This window comes from Dyadobacter endophyticus, assembly GCF_014641595.1.
GTDB classification, from domain to species: Bacteria; Bacteroidota; Bacteroidia; order Cytophagales; family Spirosomataceae; genus Dyadobacter; species Dyadobacter endophyticus.
Window position 1 is genome coordinate 140,934 of the sequence record NZ_BMIA01000001.1, and the last position, 18,621, is coordinate 159,554.

The window sequence follows — 18,621 nt, forward strand, 5'->3', positions numbered from 1 at the left end:
CTGGTTTTTAATCTCAGTGGGGTAGCTGCTCCCTGAAACGTCCGTACACCCAGGTTCCCGCCACAGCGCTTAGTAAGGTCGCCATTACTACCGTTGCCCCTACGCCAATCTGCGCGAATAAAGGACCGGGGCAGGCGCCGGTAAGCCCCCAGCCCAATCCAAATATCAGCCCGCCATAAATTTGTCCTTTGTTGAATTTTTTATCAGAGAAAGTAATTTCTTCTCCATGTATGGTCTTGATTTTCAAAGTTTTGATCAGCCATACGGAGAGCATTCCTACGAGCACCGCGCCGCCTATAATCCCATACATGTGAAAAGACTGAAGACGGAACATTTCCTGTATCCTGAACCAGCTGATCACTTCGGCTTTGACAAATACGATACCGAACAATACACCTGTAATTAGATATTTAAAGTTGTAATACCACTTGTGGTCCTGTTGGCTTTCATTGATACACATCGCGTCGGTTGCGCGGACTTCGTGTTCTTTCTCTTTGGTTATTTCAAATGTGGAGTTGCTCATATACTACAGCATTAGTTTTTTAAAATTCGAAAAAATGAAATTCTGACGGGTGTTCAGCGGCGTAATGTGATCAACATGGAGGCTTTCGACCAATCGAAAACGTTGGCTGAAAACCTCTGCAAGCGAGCTGTGATCATATTGCGTCACCGGCAATCCACTGCACTTTGCCGGTCCGGTCATCGAAAAAGTACCCAGTATGAGATTCCCCTCATTGATCGATTTCTCAACGATTCCGACATACTTTTCGATGTCCTGCTTGTCGGTTAAAAAATGAAAAGTAGCTCTGTCATGCCAAACCCGGTAGGCTCGTGATGGAATAAAGTCTAGAACGTTGCTGACAATCCAGGTCACCCGGCCGGATAACGAGCCCAGTCGGGCCTTTGCACGATTGATTGCCGTTTGTGAGATATCCAGAACGGTAATATCTGTAAAGCCCGCTTGTAACAGGTAGTCAACCAGCATGCTTTCCCCCCCACCAATGTCAATGATGGGACCGTTTTTATCGAGTTGCAAGGCGTCTATCAAGGTCAGGGAAGTGTCTGGCCTGGGCTGAGTCCAGCTCATCTGGTCGGATTGTTTGGTTCTATATACATCCTCCCAATGTGTTTTTAATGCGTCATCTATCATATTTATAAACTGAGAATGATCGGCAATATCCAGTTAGCCATCACAAATCCTCCAATCATAAAACAGATTGTAGCTACCAAAGATGGCCATTGTAATGTGGACAGACCCATAATGGCATGCCCGCTCGTACATCCTCCGGCGTAGCGAGCCCCAAATCCTACCAGAAAGCCTCCGCCAACCATCATGATCAGGCCGGAAGCGGTGAATAGGTTTTCCCAGCTCACAATGTCGGTGGGTACCATCGAAGAAAAGTCCGTTATACCATATACGGCGAGCTCTTTTACCAGATTTTCGTTAACCTTGATGGAAGCGGGGTTGGTCAGCAAATGTGCCGCGATCGCGCCTCCCAGAAAAATCCCCAGTACAAATACCAGGTTCCAGGTTTCTTTTTTCCATTCATATTTAAAGAACGGAATTCCGGCCGGAAGGCACGCGGCGCAGGCATGCCTCAATGAAGACGATATCCCAAATGACTTGTTGCCAAGAATCAGCAGGGCGGGCACGGTCAGGCCGATAAGTGGCCCTGCTACGTACCAGGGCCATGGTTGCTTGATTATTTCCAGCATGTCAGTGTTTCGTAGTTTAGATTTTCTGTTTGAGGCTATCCCATGAGCCTCCGTTGTAGGCGTCTACGCCGGCAGATCTCAACATGCTTTCGGCCATGCCGCTCCTTGCGCCACTCCGGCAGCATGTAATTACTGGTTTGCCTTTTTTGAGCAGCATCTCCGCCTTTGCATTGATCTGATCCAGGGGAATGTTGATGCTCCCCGGAATATGCCCTGCTGTGAACTCCTGAGCAGAGCGAACATCTACAACAAGCGCCCCTTGCTGAACAAGGGTTTTGTAATCCAAACTTTTTGATCCGAATAATGATGATAAGATTCCCATAAGTTTACTTTTTTCTTTTGGTAGAGATACCCAGCACGGAATACAATGGGCAATAATTCAACAATGAAGTCAGCAGCAGCACCGAACCGATCACAATCAGCGCGATTCCGAAAACTCCCGATGTTACTTCCATGAAGTATAGCACCAAGGCTCCAAGGAGGACTAGCACGCGGACTATTTTGTCCGCGTTTTCCAAGTTTGATTTCATCACATGGTTGGTTTAACTGGTTAAAGATTAAATTCTAGGTCAGAAACGGACGGGCGTTTCCGGAATACTGTTTTGATTCGTTTCTAATGACAGGCAGGTATCCCGGCTGGCTTCTACAACATGGTACTCGGGCATACGTAATTGCTTACCGGCACAAGTCCCGATTCTTTAATGGCTTTAAAGCCTCCCTGAACGTCAATCAGATTATCGTATCCTCTTGATTTAAGGATGGAGTTAAAAATCATCGAACGGTATCCTCCGGCGCAGTGGACCAGGTAGGTTTTATCTTTGCCGATCTCAGCCAGGCGGTCATTCAGGTAATCCAGCGGTATATTTTCGGAGCCGATCACGTGCTCGGAAAAGTGCTCACTTGCCTTGCGTACATCAAGCACGGTCAGGGAAGGGGCCTTTTTGAGAAGCTCTGCCATTTCGATGGCCGTTACCGATTCTATCTGATCTGTTTCCTTTCCTGCCTTTTCCCAGGCCTGAAAACCACCTTTGAGGTAGCCGATAGTGTAATCGTAGCCGACCCTTGCCAGTCTGGTTACGACCTCTTCTTCTCTGCCCTGGTCGGCAATGACCAGTATTTTCTGGTTGATATCGGGAATCATCGCGCCAACCCAGGGGGCAAAACTGCCATCAATCCCGATATTGATCGAATTGGGTATAAATCCCTGGGCAAAGACGCCGGCATCACGGGTATCGAGCAATAGCGCGTCGGTTTCATTGGCTGCGGCTTCAAAGGCATCGGGATAGAGCGCAGCGTTTCCGCGCTGGAGTACCGTATCGATGCTTTCGTACCCCTTGATGTTCATCATGACGTTTTCGGGGAAGTATGCAGGCGGAGGCATCAGCCCGTCAGTTACTTCTTTCACAAACTCCTGCTCGGTCATATCAGCGCGTAGCGCATAATTGAACAGTTTCTGATTGCCTAGTGTATCGGTTGTCTCTTTGCTCATATTTTTACCACATGCGCTGCCTGCGCCGTGAGCCGGATAGACCATGATATCATCGGAAAGCGGCATGATCTTGTTGCGCAGTGAATGGTACAGATGCCGGGCCAGTTTATCCTGGGTAAGGTCTGCCACCACCTTTTGCGCCAGATCCGGACGGCCGACATCCCCGATAAATAGAGTGTCGCCGGTAAAAAGCCCTATATCCTTTCCATTTTCATCGGAGAGAAGAAAGCAGGTGCTCTCCATCGTATGCCCTGGAGTGTGCAGCACTTTGATTGTGGCACTACCTACTTTCAGTAGCTCACCATCCTGTGCAACATGGGCGGGGAATCCCGGCTTGGCGGTGGGGCCAAATACGATTTGCGCTCCGGTTTTTTCAGCCAAATCAATGTGGCCGGAGACAAAATCAGCATGAAAGTGCGTTTCAAGTACATACCTGATTTTTGCCCCGTCTTTTTGGGCCCGTTTGATATACGGTTCGACCTCGCGAAGGGGGTCAATTACGACTGCCTCACCGTTGCTTTCAATGTAATAGGCGCCCTGTGCCAGACAGCCTGTATAGATTTGTTCGATTCGCATAGCTTTCCTTGTTTGTTTTTCTAAAAGAATGATACAAATTTCGGAATGGGAGGCGAGCCCGTCAGTGATATTTGTCACGTAAGGGAAAATTTCCAGGCAAAATAAATTCGACGGGCCTTTTGAAAATCTGTATTTCGTAAAATGTTGCTAATCAGCTTGCTATTCGAGCGTGCTTTTAAGGTCTTTGATCGCGCTAAACTCTGTTTTGTAAGTAGACAGCGAGGTCGCAGGACGAATTGTGAGATCTTTCACCCGGAATTGCTGGGTAAGGCCCTACTTGATGGCAACATTATCTAGCTCACCTGAGTCCTTGGGCATCTCGCAGATATGTTGCGCTGGTAATGAAGGTAATTGCAGAAAGTCGTGTTTTTCGGGTAACGGCAGAAAAGCTCGTCAAAGTATTTGCTGTGACTTTCCGTAGAAGCGATGATCGTCCAGCAGCGCCTTCCTCTCGGCTCAGTTGGGTAGCTGGCCCCCCAGTGAGATAAATGTACCTGATCCCTCGGTGGGCCAGACTTTGATCATGTTGGCCTGGCTTCCTTTTTATATTTGCATGCTTCCGCCGCCTGCCAAAGCACGGCCAATCCGACGCTACTTTTCCCAATACAATTGAAGACGCAAATTCATCACGTGATTATTTTGATCGTGTTTCTGCCTAGTCGGAGCATTCCTCTTTGTTCCATCTTCTTTAACAGACGAGATACAACCTCCCTGGATGAATTCAGATCTACGGCAATTTGTTGGTGAGTGATCGGTATTTCATCATTGTTCAGGAGTCTCTGTTGGTTTTTAAGATAAAACTCCAGCCGTTCGTCCATGCTTCGAAAAGCAATACTGTCTACAACCAACAAAAGTTCTTCAAACCGGGACCGGTAAGTTTCCAACACGAAATAGTACCAGCTTTTATAGCTTGTCATCAGCTCATCCATCAGTGCGATGGGGACGAGTATCGCTTTTGTGAGCTCTACCGCCCTGGCGGAGATCTGACTCTGTTCTTTTTTTGTCGCGCAGATCATGGATAATGCGCATGCATTGCCGGGGCCCAGTTGATAAATAAAAAATTCGTTGCCATCCTGGTCTTCCCGGTACAGCTTTACGCCTCCTTGCACGATAAGCATGGTGGATTTAAAATATTGTCCCGGTCGCATCAACTGCTCATCACTTTCGAATTCCCGTAGGACGCTGTGTTCGGCCAGCTTCCTGGCCAGCTCCGTCTCAAATTGGCTAAAATGGGTCTGCAAAAATTCTCTTATTGCAGCCTTCTCTGTGTGTACGTTCATTTTCTGACAAAATTGGGAAAGCTGCAAATTTACAAAATCGTCACCGCCGATATGTGACTCTGGTCACATAGTCGCATAAAACTTCGAAGAGCGCTCGACAGATTTTTCTATCTTTGGACCGTTGTTTCAGGGGATTTTATTCGAAGGTTGAGCAGGTCTTTGTAGTAGCCAGGCGCTCAAGGCTTGACTCTTTGCTAGCAAAGGAGTCGAGCCCTGAGACGTTTTTCAAGTTCAGCGATAAACCGGGAACACAAATAACGAGATCGCAGGCTCGTTCGTAAACAATTCCAAACACAGGATTAATGAACCTGGCCAAAATGTTTGGGCATCTTTGATATCATTGGTCAGCGGTGCCTTCTGTTCAGTGTCTTCTGATCAGACCAAGCTAACGGGCAGCCGGAAGCTTTTATTCCACAATATCGCGGATCATCTTACGCACTTCGAGGCTAGTCATGCTACTCAATCTCGGCGTCGTTTGGGTGAAAATAATGCCTGCGATTTTGTGCTTGGAATCCTGCCATGGATGTGTACCAAATAGCCCGGGACTGCTACTTTCCAATACACGGCCATTGGTATCGACTACATCGAGCCAGTTGCCGACACCGTAGCGGACCGGCCTTTGAGGCGTCGGTGAGAATGGATTGGTGGCGTATGGTGTCCCGGTGATTTCCGCGTTTTCAGTCTGGTCGCTAAGCATGACCCCGATAGCGTTTTCACTTAGTACGCGATTGCCGTTATAGGTGCCCGGTTAACCAACATTTCCAGGAATTTCAGGTAGTCGGCAGCGGTAGTGTGCGCATTGGGAACTCGTAATACTATACGCCAAAATCCGCTGGCGGATAATGAGCAGGATTATATTTTTATCAAATCCGATGCCAAAACCTACAAGATAACATTGAGCGATATCGACTATCTGGAAGCCTACAGCGAATATGTTTTTATCCACCGCAGCGCCGATCGCCTGATGTCGCTAATGCAGCTCGGAAAAATGGAAGAGATCTTGCCAGCCTCGCAGTTCATAAGGGTGCACCGTTCTTTTATCATTCAGTTTTCAAAGATCGAAGCCATTCAGGACAATTCAATATGGATCGGCAAAAAAGAGATCCCTGTAAGCAGGACGTATCGCGACGCGCTGACCGAGCGCGTTCAACAACGGAACCTTTCCGGCAAACCTGATTTATAATGCATTCGGAAAATATCATCTGACTTTAATATAGCCGTCAGTCATTTTTGAAAATCTATTGGTTTGTAGCAGTACCACACTCTCAGAAACGGAGATGATACTGTCGGGGAGCAGCGGTCTGCTCAGGGAAGCAACATTCTGGTAAACTGCTCAGGTATCCGGCGCTCGCGCTCATACCTGTTCGTTTTCTTGGTTTGCCGCGCCAAAGAGCTGCTCTAATAGCTCGTCAATCAGAAGATTGCTCTTTTTTTCAAACTCTTCTTCATTGAGAATCCCATTATTAAATGAGCGTGAAAGCTCATCCAGATCAGCCTTGATTCTGTCCAGATTTTCCTGTCTGAGTCTGGCCAGAAACTTAGCGCGACCTAGCCGGTTGGCAAAGTAAATGATCGCAGGGCAAAAAGCGCCTACCGCCAGGATAACGAGTAAGAAAACTAACATCTAATTCAAGCTTCACTTAATGCACATGGTTTTCGGTATTAGGCAACCATATTAGGGCGATTTCCGGCTCAACGTTACATTTTCTCACCAAGAGTTGCCCGGTGTTTGACTCCCCGCCTGATGGTAAGCTGACGTTTTCAATGCTTTCGTTTCCCAATGCCTGCTAAGTCGGTATTGTACTTGCAGGAAGCCAAATGGACACAGAAGTCTGATTGGTTTTGGAAACGACTTGAAGGGTCCCCTGATGGATGTCGATGATTTTCTTTGCGATGGTTAGCCCTAATCCAAAGCCAGGAATCTTGCCTACATTATTAGCCCGCATCATAGGCATGAAAATCTCCGAAATCTGTTTATCCGGAATCCCTATTCCTTGGTCGGTGACAGTAATGGCCATTTGACTACCAGTTAAATCCACATCCAATGAAATAGGTTTTTTTTCTGAATACTTGCTGGCGTTGTCAAGGATATTGATCAGCACGGTCCTGAGAAGGATCGAGCTGCCCATAACGTGCGTAAGCTGACTCCTTTCTGTAAATGTATCTGATAATGCGAAATCTATCTTTTGATTGGGATGCTTTTCTCCGAAGTAAGATATCGTATCCAGGATTGTATCAACAATGTTGACATCTTGCTGCATCTTAACGGATTGCAGTCCTTCGACCTCAGCAAGCTGAAGCAGAGAATTGGCTAAATTGATTGCGTCTTCCAGCCGCAGCAAAGCTTTTTCCATGCTGAGGCGAGTATCGGTAAGCTGTTTGTCGTATGCAATCGAAGTTTCAAGAATCCCTTTCACTACTGTCAAAGGCGTACGGATTTCGTGCGACGCATAGGCGACAAAATGCTCCTGGCTGTCGGCGAGCACTTGCAGTCTTCCCAAAAGTTCATTGAATGAGCCAGCCAGATAAGCTGCCTCGTCAGCTTTGGAAGTGCTTTGGAGCCTAAATGAAAAATCGTTGGCAGCAGAGGGGTTCATTTGCTCTATCAACTGATCAAAAGGGCGCATCGACCGGCGTGCAAACCAGAAACCTGCAAAAGCGACAATGACCAGTAATACGATGTTTCCTACAAACAATATGAAAAGAAGGCTGTTGGAGGCTTGCCTGCCGGGTAGGTCGTAGGCGGTCACAACCGATACATAGCGCTGCCCGCCGATGATAAATGAAAGCGCTACTCCTTCCTTAGGTTTGTTCCATGGAGGCGCATCATACGTGAACTGTACTTCTCCCTTTCGTGCCTGAGCCAGCAGTCCTTTGGTGAGCTTGTGGTCGTCTGGTCCAGAGGACTTATAAATGACATTATTGGCTGGCCCAAGAATGGTTTCATGCTGATCTGGCAGGGTGAGGTAGCCCGAGCTGTGAAATTCGACACGGTTTTGAAAGTACAGCTGTCCGGCTAGCGCACGCCGCTGCAACCGGTTGCGCATCAGAGACCGGCGGTAGGATTCATAGGTCTGGTAAATGAAAAGTGAAAACAGCAGTAGCAAAGATGCTACCAGTGCGGCAAACCAGATTGTAATCCGCTGCTTGATGCTCATGGCTCAGCCCCTAACATATATCCAACGCCAAATACAGTGTGTAGCAACTTGGGCTCCGTCCGGTCCACCTTTCTTCGCAGGTAGTTGATATAAACGTCCACCACATTGGTATTGCTGTTGAAGTGCACGTCCCAGACATTTTCAAGCAGGTCGATCCGGTTGACTACCCGCCCCTGGTTGAGCATCAGGTATTCCAGCAATGCATATTCACGCGCGGTTAATTCAACCCTTTCGCCCCCACGCCACACCCGGTGCGAATCGGTCTCAATAGCAAGGTCAAGCACTTCCAACCGCTTCGGGCGCGGTGCGCGGGCCGGGTGTCTTCGGGCCAGCGCTTTCAGTCGGAAAAGCAATTCCTTAAAGGCAAAAGGTTTGGCAAGGTAATCGTCCGCGCCCGCTTCGAAGCCCAATACCTTATTATCCAGGCTGCCCAACGCTGTGAGCATGATTACAGGAACAGCCGGCCAGTTTTGCTTGATAAAGCGGCAAAGGTCCAGCCCATTGACACCCGGCAGGTTTACGTCCAGCACCACCACATCAAACCGGTTTTCGTTGACCATAGTGCGCCCGATAACTCCATCGAAAGCGATTGAGACACCTATCCCCTCAGAGACCAGGCCTTTTTGGATGAACTGTGTTAGTTCGACATCATCTTCTACGACTAATACATTCATGTGCATTGGTTGTTTATGTTACCAAATTAACAACCCTTGGCCTTAGAAAACCTATAAAAATGGTTCCTCTAATCAACTTTTAATAACCTTCTAACTACCCTATAAGAAGTTGCCTGTTTACTTTGGGTTTCAAATCCTGACGCGCAATGGATACTGATAATCAATGGACTGTGTTTTTTGTCGAAAATGATGAAGATGATGTTGTTTTCTTTGAAATGGCTGTAAGCCAAACTCACCCTGATTGCCTTGTCGAACGCTTCGAGTCATTTGAAAGCTTAATTGACGGGGTTACTTTCCATGGTTCCTTACACTGTATCATCATATTTATCAACGTGCGCGTGCTTGCCGGATCCGGATTTGATATACTTGACCAGATCCGCAAAAGCCCTGCCTTTGACCATGTACCGGTTTTTATATTATCGGCCAATGTTGACCCACAAATTATTTCCAATGCATATAACCGGCAAGCTAATAGCTATTTATTCAAGCCTGTAACTTTCACTCAGTGGAGAGAATTACTACGCCCGGCAGTTTTATTTGCGAAGAACCTATAAACCAATATGTTAAGATTACCGCGTACGCTTGTTTTTACTTTAATAGCCTTTGCCACCCATCCCGCCGCGCAAGGGCAGCTGCTCAGCATGGAGCAGGCGGTGAGTTCGGCGGTCGAAAAATATCCTACCATTGAAGCCCAAAGGGCAGCGCTGGCGGCATTTCAGGCCAGTGACAGGGTGTTAAAAGACAGCCGTTTACCGAATGTTCGCCTGCATGACCAGATCGATATCGGCACAGCGAACGGCCTGTCGGGTTCGTATTTTTCGATGGGGATGATCGTTCCGACCTCGGGGGGCCGAAGGCCGGAAAACCGGATGGATCTGACCTCTGGCAACATTGCTTTGGCAACAGCGGACTGGGAAGTCTACAATTTTGGCCGCTTTAAAGCAGAAGACCAGCTTGTTAGCGCGGACATTGCTATCGGACAAGCTGGCGTAGAAAGGGAAGCGTTTTTGCTCAGGCAAGCAGTGGTTGGAACCTATCTGGATGTACTATGGAGAGGAAGGATCTTGCAGATTGAATCCCGTAACCTGGCCAGGGCTGACACGGTCAGTAAAATTATTAATAACCTGGTCAGCAACGGCATCAGGCCAGGGCTTGACTCATCGCTTGCAAGCGTGGAGCTTTCGCGTGCAAGGCTCAACTACTACGAGATCGATGAGGGGCTCAGGCGTTCATTTTTGCAACTGGCCATGCTCACTGGCAGGACAATTAGCGAGCTCGTGATTGATACCACATTCCATGAGCAGGCGCTAGTTGGTGTGCCATTAGACTTACAGGTAGGCCCTGCCCACCCGCTGCTTCACTACCAGGCTAGTTTATTAAGCCGTCAGCAAACCGAAGTGGGCGTGATCCGCAGCGCAGCCTTGCCCAGGGTTTCAGTGATGACCGCTGCCTGGGCCCGTGGGACAAGCCTAGACCTAGATAACAATTTCGGGCCGCTCGGGTCAGGTTTTGGTTACAGCCGCACCAACTTTTTGGTGGGTTTGGCTGCAACTGTCAACCTGGTTGATTTCCGGCGCGTCAAAAGCCGACTGCAAGTCCAGCAGTTCAGAATCAAAGAAGCGGATACAAAGCTGGAATTCGAAAGGATGAAACTGGAAAATACGCTGGCTTCCTCCGACTCGGTGATGTCCATCATGCGCCAGGCGTTGCGGGAGTTGCCCACCGCGATCAGGTCTGCCGAGAGCGCCTATAAACAGCGGCTTTCCCTCTATAATAACGGTATCGAAAATATCCTGGGGCTGACAGATGCAATGCAGCTGCTGACCAAAGTCGAAAAACAGGCAGTTGATGTACAGCGGCGCGCTGTCGAGCTCAGGCTGCAACGCGCCTATGCTACCAGTGACTTCGATGAGTTTTTTAGTTTTTTCCGCCGGCCGTAAAATTATTTTCCCATGTTGAACCTATCATTAAAACGTCCGATTGCGGTACTGGTTTTTGTTACCGGGCTGGTGGTATTCTCCGTCATGTCTGCTACCAAGATCCCGGTCGACATTTTTCCCAAACTGAATTCGCCGGTTATTTATGTTATTGAGCCTTACGGTGGTATGTCCCCTGCTCAGATGGAGGGCTTTTTTGCCACCCGTATGCAGGACCAATTTCTTTATATTGGAGGTATTAAGGAAATTTCCAGCAGGAGCGTGCAAGGCCTGACGATCGTCAAACTGTCCTTTTTTGAGGGAAGCGATATGGCGCAGGCTGCAGCCGAGGTGGCTATCCAAGTTAATCGGGCCATGAAATTCTTTCCACCAGGCGCGCTGCCCCCCCAGGTGGTCCGGTACGATGCTTCATCTGTGCCGATTGGTGATTTGGTTTTTAGCAGCAAAACCAGGCCGCTCAAAGAAATCCATGAACTTGCCGTAACGAGGATCCGGCCATTGTTCTCGACGGTTCCCGGCCTTACAGCCCCGCCGCCAATCGGTACCAATGCGCGCACAATCGTCATTAACCTGGACCCGCAAAAGGTTCGCGCTCTGAATATTTCACCCGACGAAGTGGTGGAGGCCCTCGCCTCTAACAACGCGATGACCCCTTCGGGTAATATCCGGGTAGATAACACTACTTATATTACCACGTTGAACTCACTAGAAGAGCAGGTCGCAGATTTTGGTCAGATCCCGGTCAGCACCCAGGGCCGCAGGACAGTTCTTTTAAGGGATATTGCCAATGTAGCTGATGGTTCAGATGTTACAGCTGGCTATGCGCTCGTCAACGGTAGCCGGTCCTCTTATATCCCGGTTGTAAAGACGGCTGACGCCTCAACCTGGGATGTGGTGACAGCGCTGAAAGCAAGGCTACCAGAAATGCGCAGCCTGCTGCCGGACGATATCCAGGTGAATTACGAGTTCGACCAATCGGTATTTGTGATCAATTCTGTGAAAAGCCTGCTCTTCGAAGGGGGCCTGGGCGCATTATTGACCGGGCTGATGGTGCTGATATTTTTGGGCGATTGGCGCTCCTCGCTGATTGTTATCATTACGATCCCTGTATCAATTATAGCCGCAGTGCTCTGTTTGAACCTTGCCGGTCAGACCATCAATATTATGACACTTTCGGGTTTGGCGCTCGCGATCGGGGTACTTGTCGATCAGGCTACGGTGACCATAGAAAATATTCATCAGCACCTTGAGATGGGTAAGCCCAAAAGATTGGCGATCTACGAGGCGTGCCGGGAAGTAGCCCTGCCGCTTTTATTGATCCTGCTTTGTATTATCGCCGTATTCGCACCCTCATTTATCATGTCCGGCGTCCCCCGTGCGATGTTTTTGCCCCTTTCTCTTTCGATCGGGTTTGCAATGACAGTGTCCTACCTGCTCGCTCAGAGCCTGGTTCCGATCCTGGCCAACTGGATGCTTAAAGAGCACCAGGGGCATGCGCATCAGACTGAAACTGCCAAGCCGTCTACTTTTTTCGACAAGGTCCGGGCAGGGTTTATCTCACAAAACCGAAGACTGCTTACCGTCAATAAGCTGGTCGTTGGAGTCTATGCAGTTCTAATCATCGGCCTGGCCGCATGGGGATTTTCAGCGATCGGTAAGGACATGCTTCCGCAAATAAACTCCGGTCAGATGGTAATCCGGATGAAAACCCCGGATGGAACGCGCCTGGAAAGGACCGAAGAGCAGGTCGGCAAACTGTTGGCGCTGGTTAACGATGCGGCCGACGGGCATCTGGAAGTTTCGTCCGCCTACGTAGGGGTTGTACCTACCAACTATGCAACCTCCAATTTGTATGTAAGTACCAGCGGTCCGAACGATGCGGTGATCAAAGTGGGGCTGGCAGCGGAATATAAAACCAACATTCAAGACTTGAAAGAACGTATCCGCAGGATGGTACATCAGGAAATGCCCGACATTACGCTTTCGTTCGAACCAGCAGATCTGACAGAAAAGCTCATGAGCGGCGGGGCATTCACACCCATTGAGGTGCAGGTTGCCGGGCGCAACATGAAGGAAATCGAGGGGTATGCATCCAGATTGATAGAAAAGCTCTCGGAAGATGAGCACCTGCGTGATGTGCGCATTGTGCAGCCGCTCAAATTCCCTGTGATCAACATCAAGCTAGACCGTCAAAAGCTGGCAGTGATGGGGCTAAGCCTTCAGGCTGCCGCCCGTTCTATCACCGCGTCGACTTCATCGAGCCGGTACACTGAGAAAAACCAGTGGCTTGACCAGAACTCGGCCTACACATATCAAGTGCAGGTGCAGATTCCTGAATTTGCTATGCGCAACCTGGGCCAATTGCAGGAAGTGCCTCTCGTGGCAGGGCAAGCACGTCCTGTGCTGGCGGATGTCGCTACGTTTTCGGTTGATACCTTGCCAGGAGAATATTCCAGGACCGGGCCCAGGCGCTTTGTGACGGTTTCTGCCAATATGCACCATCAGGATCTTGGCACGGCAACCACATCGGTAGAAAATGCGATCGCTTCGCTTGGTCAAGCGCCCAAAGGTATTGCCATCGAGGTAAAGGGGATGTCCTCACTTTTGACTGAGACGCTGGACAGTCTTCAAATTGGGTTGAGTATCGCAATTTTAGTCATATTTCTGCTTTTGGCGGCAAACTACCAGTCCCTTAAACTTTCACTGGTAATCCTTTCAACGGTTCCAGCCGTCATCGCCGGATCGATCGCAGCATTGCTCCTGACTGGAAGCACCTTGAACCTTCAATCCTATATGGGTATCATCATGTCCACCGGTATTTCGGTGGCTAACGCGATCCTGATCGTGACCAATGCCGAGCGTTTGCGCTGGGAGTACCGGGATGCCGAAAAAGCGGCGCTGGATAGCGCGGGACTGCGGTTAAGGCCGGTTTTAATGACCAGCTTTGCGATGGTGGCCGGTATGGTACCGATGGCGCTCGGCACCGGTGAAGCCGGCGAGCAGGTTGCGCCGCTGGGACGCGCTGTAATCGGCGGACTGGTAGCATCCACCCTGGCTGCCCTTTATATCGTACCCCAGGTGTATGCGCTGCTGCAAAAGAAAACACCGTTGCAAGATCCTTCATTGTTGCCCGATCATTCTGTGGCAATACATACATCACTTTCAGCAAACGGCTCCCATAAATCTGAACAAGCACTAAGCAATGAAAACTAATCCATATAACTGTTTAATACTAATGTTAGGGCTGGGCGTTTTTTCCGCCTGTTCTTCCTCCGAATCATCCACGCCCAAGGAATCAAAAAAACAAAAAGGCAAAAACGAGATTTCCTTTAAAATTGGCGAAGTATCACAAGGTTCAGTCGGGCAAGAGATCCAGTTGCCGGGCGAGTTCCTTGCTTTTCAGGAAGTCAGCATTTACCCGAAGGCCGATGGCTTTGTGCAGAAAGTGCTGGTCGACCGGGGCTCTCCGGTACGCAAAGGGGAAGTATTGATGGTGCTGGAAGCGCCCGAGACCGAGCAGCAACTGGTGGCGGCGCGTTCGAATTTTTTAAAAGCCCAGGCCATGCTCGTGGCCAGCAAGGAGCACTACCGGCGGTTGAAAGCCAGTACGCGCATAACGGGCTCGGTATCCGCGCTCGATTTGGAAAGCGCGTATGCTAAAATGATGGCCGACAGCGCGTCGGCGATGGGGGAAAAGGCCAACTTTGACGCCTTGACAGAGATCAAAAGCTACCTGACCGTCAGGGCACCGTTCGATGGGATTATCACAGAGCGTAACGTCCACCCCGGGGCATTGGTGGGTTCAGGCCTTCGGCAGGTGGGGCCGATGCTTAACCTGCAACAGCAGGACCGGTTAAGACTCGTGGTGGATGTGCCTGAAAATTATAGCCTGGGCCTAAAAAAAGGCAAACCGGTTAGCTACTATTTGAATGCGATGCCAGGACAGACTTTCAAAGGGAGCATCAGCCGCCGGTCAGGCAACATGAACTTGAAGTTCAGGTCCGAAACTGTGGAAATCGATGTCAATAATGCAAGCCGCGGGATTAAACCAGGGATGTTCGCCGAAGTGATGCTAACACCCGAAGCAACCCAGGGTGCATTGACCGTACCGAGCACCGCCGTTATCGTTTCAACCGAACGCCAGTATGTGATCAAAGTTAACCCAGAAGGTAACGCCGAGTTTGTAGATGTGCGCCTGGGGCAGCAGGCAAAGATGACAGAGGTGTTCGGAAACCTCAAAAAAGGAGATAAGATTATTGTAAACCCGCGAAATGACCTCAGGCAGGGAACGAAGGTAGTGGCAAGCAGGTAAACCGTGGTTAGGTAATAGCGATACACCCTACATCAAATGGTACACTCAAATAGTGACTTTCTGCATTTGTGTTTGTCGCTAACCGGAAAAGCTGCGCAACGACAAGCTTCGGAATGGCTTCATCGATGAAGCCATCCGGATTGTGACCCGGCCGGTTGAAGGGAAAATGTTCATTGACGGGTTATAGCCACTATTTGTTTTACAAGGTCCTTGGCGAGATGTATTGTGCGGGAATGAAAGCGGGCCATGCGGGTATTGGGGTAACAGCGGCAATCGGCGATCAAATGACAAAAAAGGTAGACACTTTAAGTGCCACCCAGAAACTTGCCTTGGAGGTAGCCCCTTTTATCAAAGCATTAAGGGAAACGGGATACACTTCACTGAATGAAATTGCAAATAAATTAAATGAGCTAGATAGGCCATCCCCAAACGGGGCAAAGTGGGATAAGCGATTAGTCGAGAAGGTACAGGATTTGATTATTAAAATCGAAAATGAAAGACAGCATAATATTTGAGTATTTTGATTAAATACATGTAAATATAAGTTAATAAAAATCAAAACTTTAATGCACTCATTTTTATTTTAATCTTTAAGAACGTATGGCGTAAACGCTATGCATGAGCAGATAATGCTTAATCCACTGCGATTGTGTCGCAGTGGATTTTTGAGTATTTTTTAGATTTACTTATCGGAAAAAGATGTTCTTAAATTGCATTTGATATTTGCTTGAAAACACTAATTTAGTAATCATTTTTTGGTGTGATAATATCGCACTATGTTCGTTTAGAGGAAAGCCAGCACTCACTGAGTGCTGGCTTTTTATTTTTTATTGAACACGTAAATTTTAGATAAATATGGCAGAAAACTCAATTCGTGAAAATAAAGATTACAAACCCAATGATCACCTGGCAAATGAGCGGACATATCTTGCCTGGGTAAGAACTGGCGTTGGGATCATGGCATTTGGGTTTGTTGTCGTCAAATTCTCCCTATTTATTACCCAGATTAATGTTGTTCTTGAAAGGCCGGTCAAAATTTACTCGCACGGGTATTCCAAAATCATCGGGGTTGTATTGATCCTTTTCGGGATCTCTTCGATACTGCTCGCGTTCGTCCAGTTTCACATCACAGACACAGAGCTGAAAAGTGGAACCTACCGCCCAAGGATCTGGCTGACTAATCTGTTGACCGTTGTGCTGGTGTTAATTAGTGTCCTTCTTGTGGTTTATTTGATGCTGAGTGTAAACTTTCAAGACTATTTAACTCAATGAAATCCAAGCTATGGCAAAAACCTTCACATTATACTATCGATACCTGGCGACTTTCTTCGTACTTATAGTAGCATTGTTCTTATTTAATCGCAAGCCAGAGCCCACTGTTAATGAGCTTTTTATGGAGTCCGGCCTTAACAGCTGATATCGAAGGCACTGTCAGAAATGAAGATGGCGCATTGCTATCAAATGTCAATGTGCTCATTAAGGGAACGCAGGGTATCACGCGCACCAGCGCTGCCGGACGATTTTCGATCTCAGTCAATGCCGGTGAGGAAGCTACACTGGGTTTTTCTTTGGCTGGTTACCAGTTACAGGAGGTCCATTTGGGCAGTCAGACTTCGCTGGATGTCATGCTGAAAGCTGAATCAAACCAATCCAGATAGTCATGATATCTCGCTTTCAGGTTTGACGACGCGGTATCACTGGTAATTCCCGTTTGTTCTCCGAAATTCCTGTTTGCCCTACTAGCACTCGGTAATTTACGAGCAAGAAATCTGACAATTGACAGGAAAACTGCATGGGAGGCCAATTTAGAATCTGAGGATGTGGTTATAAATATTCTGGCTGAGCACATCGAGAAGATTAGTATTCGATACTAAAAGATCTTGCAGATTGATTGTATAGTTGAATGCATATTTATGAGTTGTACGCAGATAACGAAATGGTGCTCCTGGTTAATTCTTCTTTTTTTGGCCAACTGTCATCAACGTCAAGCAGATAATGGAAAAATGATTGATTTGACTTACCGAGATGGTGTTAACTCATTTTCTGTCAAATTTACCGGTAGTGACACTATCTGGATAAAAAACAACTATCGAGATGCCGAACTTGGTAAAGCGGATCAAGAAGCGAATTACTTTCTTTTGAGCAAAACTCAGGTCAATCAGTTCGACAGCCTCTTAGAGGAATACGATACTGACGCGATGGATTCGAGTTGGGCAGGGGCCGTTGCTATCGGCTGGCAATATATACTCGCCATACGATCTTCTTCCTCTGCGCAAACTTACCTGCATAATAGTGTAAACTCCGAGAACGTTGATCCTGTCGCCGAGCTATTGATAGACATCAGCCAGAAATCTAAGTGGCTCCCTACGTTGCATGAGCATAAATTCTGCTCCGAAATGTATTTGTCGAGACATATTTGGGCAATAGGTGTTTTTAGGTCAAAACCATGCTGCGGATTTCCTTCCGTCCAATACCTTTTAAACCGGTTGAAATCGTCTCTTCTGCACTCGGCGCATGGCCGGTGCCCTGCGGAAAATGCGGTAGCTTCATCCAAGAAGAACAGTTCTGTCCAGCGGTTTGGAGTCATAACGACACGGTGACGCCCCTTAAACTGAAGCAGACAGGTGATCCACGGCCTTACACTAAATACTCGTATTATTTCTTTGCGGTCATTGTGAATTACGCCGCGATTCCCCGTCCAATGTCCCCGCGCAGCGGTACAGATCACTTGCCCGTAAGGGTCTACGCGATTTTGAAGCATATGGCAGTCTGTTTCTATTTATACAGGGAACTTCGCTGAATCATCATGAAATAGTATACCGCGAATGTGCAAAGCCTCGGTCACTCAAATCCTTGCCGACCTTCATTGGTAGGAGTAGACAGCATGCCTACCTCCTTTTTCTGTGCTTTATAAACTATAAGGTGAGGTTAACCATATGAAACAAGGCAGGTTACAAGATAGCCCGAATTGATCAGGATACGAAGCGATTAGCATTTACAGGAAGCCAATGCAGCAATAAGGATATAAGTTTTTGCAGTACCGGTCGCGGTAGCTCCGTTGTCGGCACCGAAACGACTCGAAAGACCCTGCAAATTGTCAGTTCGGTTACAACGATCGAATCTAAATTCGCATCTTAGTCTAAAATCAGGAAACTATGAATAAGGTATTGCTCTTCATTTTGACTTTGATTGCTTTTGTCCAATGCAAAAATGATAGCCCTCTAGCATTGGCCGATATTCGGTCTATTGTCGGCGAGTGGCGAATGACTGCTTATAGGGGGAAGGATGGAAGCACGACGGTACCCGATACAACTGGACAAAGCAGATCCCTGTTAATCGAGATTCGGGCTGATGGTGTGATCGTCGACGGGTATGGAAGACTGTCATGCTGCCCTCCTTTAAAATATTTCTTTAATGATAGAGAATTCGTTCCCCAGCCAACCGCTCCCGTTGAATATCCACACTGTCTTTTAGTTCTT

The 18,621-nt window shown here is 48.1% G+C and carries 19 protein-coding genes; 8 read left to right on the forward strand and 11 right to left on the reverse strand.

The window, feature by feature from the left end:
* Positions 1–13 precede the first annotated feature (13 nt).
* From IEY24_RS00640 to IEY24_RS00675, 8 genes are all read right to left on the reverse strand, one after another.
* A complete protein-coding gene (locus IEY24_RS00640) occupies positions 14–460 on the reverse strand; it encodes a DUF6691 family protein (RefSeq protein WP_229222059.1) in 447 nt (148 codons plus the stop codon).
* A 66-nt stretch (positions 461–526) separates the two neighbouring features.
* Entirely contained in the window at positions 527–1,087 is a 561-nt protein-coding gene (locus tag IEY24_RS00645; RefSeq protein ID WP_229221075.1) for a class I SAM-dependent methyltransferase, read from the reverse strand.
* A gap of 65 nt (positions 1,088–1,152) precedes the next feature.
* Positions 1,153–1,716 carry a YeeE/YedE family protein gene (locus IEY24_RS00650; protein WP_188927666.1) on the reverse strand — a complete coding sequence of 188 codons (564 nt, stop codon included), beginning with the start codon at positions 1,714–1,716 and terminating at the stop codon, positions 1,153–1,155.
* Positions 1,717–1,732: 16 nt separating this feature from the next.
* Positions 1,733–2,038 (reverse strand): rhodanese-like domain-containing protein, encoded by a 306-nt coding sequence (locus IEY24_RS00655; RefSeq protein WP_188927668.1) that lies wholly within the window; start codon positions 2,036–2,038, stop codon positions 1,733–1,735.
* A 4-nt stretch (positions 2,039–2,042) separates the two neighbouring features.
* Entirely contained in the window at positions 2,043–2,246 is a 204-nt protein-coding gene (locus tag IEY24_RS00660; RefSeq protein ID WP_188927670.1) for a YgaP family membrane protein, read from the reverse strand.
* Positions 2,247–2,359: 113 nt separating this feature from the next.
* Positions 2,360–3,781: an MBL fold metallo-hydrolase gene (locus IEY24_RS00665; protein WP_188927672.1), complete on the reverse strand. Its 1,422-nt coding sequence runs from the start codon at positions 3,779–3,781 to the stop codon at positions 2,360–2,362.
* 626 nt (positions 3,782–4,407) lie between these two features.
* Entirely contained in the window at positions 4,408–5,061 is a 654-nt protein-coding gene (locus IEY24_RS00670) for a Crp/Fnr family transcriptional regulator (RefSeq protein ID WP_188927673.1), read from the reverse strand.
* A 406-nt stretch (positions 5,062–5,467) separates the two neighbouring features.
* On the reverse strand, positions 5,468–5,758 hold the full coding sequence (locus tag IEY24_RS00675; RefSeq protein WP_188927676.1) for a hypothetical protein: 291 nt from the start codon (positions 5,756–5,758) through the stop codon (positions 5,468–5,470).
* 102 nt (positions 5,759–5,860) lie between these two features.
* Here IEY24_RS00675 and IEY24_RS00680 point away from each other — a divergent pair, with 102 nt between their 5' ends.
* A complete protein-coding gene (locus tag IEY24_RS00680; protein ID WP_188927678.1) occupies positions 5,861–6,244 on the forward strand; it encodes a LytR/AlgR family response regulator transcription factor in 384 nt (127 codons plus the stop codon).
* 171 nt (positions 6,245–6,415) lie between these two features.
* Here IEY24_RS00680 and IEY24_RS00685 read toward each other — a convergent pair whose 3' ends face one another.
* The 3 genes from IEY24_RS00685 to IEY24_RS00695 all read right to left on the reverse strand — a co-directional run bounded on the left by IEY24_RS00685 (position 6,416) and on the right by IEY24_RS00695 (position 8,893).
* Positions 6,416–6,685, reverse strand: coding sequence for a hypothetical protein (locus IEY24_RS00685; RefSeq protein ID WP_188927681.1), 270 nt, complete (start codon positions 6,683–6,685; stop codon positions 6,416–6,418).
* A 163-nt stretch (positions 6,686–6,848) separates the two neighbouring features.
* Complete coding sequence (locus IEY24_RS00690) at positions 6,849–8,219, reverse strand: sensor histidine kinase (protein ID WP_188927683.1); 1,371 nt, start codon at positions 8,217–8,219, stop codon at positions 6,849–6,851.
* Positions 8,216–8,893: a response regulator transcription factor gene (locus IEY24_RS00695; protein ID WP_188927684.1), complete on the reverse strand. Its 678-nt coding sequence runs from the start codon at positions 8,891–8,893 to the stop codon at positions 8,216–8,218. The genes IEY24_RS00690 and IEY24_RS00695 overlap by 4 nt, the downstream gene beginning before the upstream one ends.
* Before the next feature lie 146 nt (positions 8,894–9,039).
* On the opposite strand from IEY24_RS00695, the gene IEY24_RS00700 reads away from it, so the two are divergent.
* From IEY24_RS00700 to IEY24_RS00730, 7 genes are all read left to right on the forward strand, one after another.
* Positions 9,040–9,447, forward strand: coding sequence for a response regulator (locus IEY24_RS00700; RefSeq protein WP_188927685.1), 408 nt, complete (start codon positions 9,040–9,042; stop codon positions 9,445–9,447).
* A 6-nt stretch (positions 9,448–9,453) separates the two neighbouring features.
* Entirely contained in the window at positions 9,454–10,833 is a 1,380-nt protein-coding gene (locus IEY24_RS00705; protein WP_188927686.1) for a TolC family protein, read from the forward strand.
* A gap of 12 nt (positions 10,834–10,845) precedes the next feature.
* Entirely contained in the window at positions 10,846–14,043 is a 3,198-nt protein-coding gene (locus IEY24_RS00710) for an efflux RND transporter permease subunit (RefSeq protein WP_188927687.1), read from the forward strand.
* Positions 14,033–15,142, forward strand: coding sequence for an efflux RND transporter periplasmic adaptor subunit (locus IEY24_RS00715; RefSeq protein ID WP_188927689.1), 1,110 nt, complete (start codon positions 14,033–14,035; stop codon positions 15,140–15,142). Before IEY24_RS00710 ends, IEY24_RS00715 begins: the two co-directional genes overlap by 11 nt.
* A gap of 233 nt (positions 15,143–15,375) precedes the next feature.
* The gene (locus IEY24_RS00720; protein ID WP_188927691.1) at positions 15,376–15,657 is read left to right on the forward strand and encodes a hypothetical protein; all 282 of its coding nucleotides are present in this window, start codon (positions 15,376–15,378) and stop codon (positions 15,655–15,657) included.
* A gap of 340 nt (positions 15,658–15,997) precedes the next feature.
* A complete protein-coding gene (locus tag IEY24_RS00725; RefSeq protein WP_188927693.1) occupies positions 15,998–16,414 on the forward strand; it encodes a YidH family protein in 417 nt (138 codons plus the stop codon).
* A gap of 110 nt (positions 16,415–16,524) precedes the next feature.
* Entirely contained in the window at positions 16,525–16,800 is a 276-nt protein-coding gene (locus tag IEY24_RS00730) for a carboxypeptidase-like regulatory domain-containing protein (protein ID WP_188927695.1), read from the forward strand.
* Positions 16,801–18,621: the final 1,821 nt, after the last annotated feature.

Excerpts from the sequence above, each read along its gene's own strand:
- IEY24_RS00640 (WP_229222059.1), bottom strand. The coding sequence starts at position 460 with ATGTGTATCAATGAAAGCCAACAGGACCACAAGTGGTATTACAACTTT.
- IEY24_RS00645 (WP_229221075.1), bottom strand. The coding sequence starts at position 1,087 with ATGAGCTGGACTCAGCCCAGGCCAGACACTTCCCTGACCTTGATAGAC.
- IEY24_RS00650 (WP_188927666.1), bottom strand. The coding sequence starts at position 1,716 with ATGCTGGAAATAATCAAGCAACCATGGCCCTGGTACGTAGCAGGGCCA.
- IEY24_RS00655 (WP_188927668.1), bottom strand. The coding sequence starts at position 2,038 with ATGGGAATCTTATCATCATTATTCGGATCAAAAAGTTTGGATTACAAA.
- IEY24_RS00660 (WP_188927670.1), bottom strand. The coding sequence starts at position 2,246 with ATGAAATCAAACTTGGAAAACGCGGACAAAATAGTCCGCGTGCTAGTC.
- IEY24_RS00665 (WP_188927672.1), bottom strand. The coding sequence starts at position 3,781 with ATGCGAATCGAACAAATCTATACAGGCTGTCTGGCACAGGGCGCCTAT.
- IEY24_RS00670 (WP_188927673.1), bottom strand. The coding sequence starts at position 5,061 with ATGAACGTACACACAGAGAAGGCTGCAATAAGAGAATTTTTGCAGACC.
- IEY24_RS00675 (WP_188927676.1), bottom strand. The coding sequence starts at position 5,758 with ATGCTTAGCGACCAGACTGAAAACGCGGAAATCACCGGGACACCATAC.
- IEY24_RS00685 (WP_188927681.1), bottom strand. The coding sequence starts at position 6,685 with ATGTTAGTTTTCTTACTCGTTATCCTGGCGGTAGGCGCTTTTTGCCCT.
- IEY24_RS00690 (WP_188927683.1), bottom strand. The coding sequence starts at position 8,219 with ATGAGCATCAAGCAGCGGATTACAATCTGGTTTGCCGCACTGGTAGCA.
- IEY24_RS00695 (WP_188927684.1), bottom strand. The coding sequence starts at position 8,893 with ATGAATGTATTAGTCGTAGAAGATGATGTCGAACTAACACAGTTCATC.
- IEY24_RS00700 (WP_188927685.1), top strand. The coding sequence starts at position 9,040 with ATGGATACTGATAATCAATGGACTGTGTTTTTTGTCGAAAATGATGAA.
- IEY24_RS00705 (WP_188927686.1), top strand. The coding sequence starts at position 9,454 with ATGTTAAGATTACCGCGTACGCTTGTTTTTACTTTAATAGCCTTTGCC.
- IEY24_RS00710 (WP_188927687.1), top strand. The coding sequence starts at position 10,846 with ATGTTGAACCTATCATTAAAACGTCCGATTGCGGTACTGGTTTTTGTT.
- IEY24_RS00715 (WP_188927689.1), top strand. The coding sequence starts at position 14,033 with ATGAAAACTAATCCATATAACTGTTTAATACTAATGTTAGGGCTGGGC.
- IEY24_RS00720 (WP_188927691.1), top strand. The coding sequence starts at position 15,376 with ATGAAAGCGGGCCATGCGGGTATTGGGGTAACAGCGGCAATCGGCGAT.
- IEY24_RS00725 (WP_188927693.1), top strand. The coding sequence starts at position 15,998 with ATGGCAGAAAACTCAATTCGTGAAAATAAAGATTACAAACCCAATGAT.
- IEY24_RS00730 (WP_188927695.1), top strand. The coding sequence starts at position 16,525 with ATGAGCTTTTTATGGAGTCCGGCCTTAACAGCTGATATCGAAGGCACT.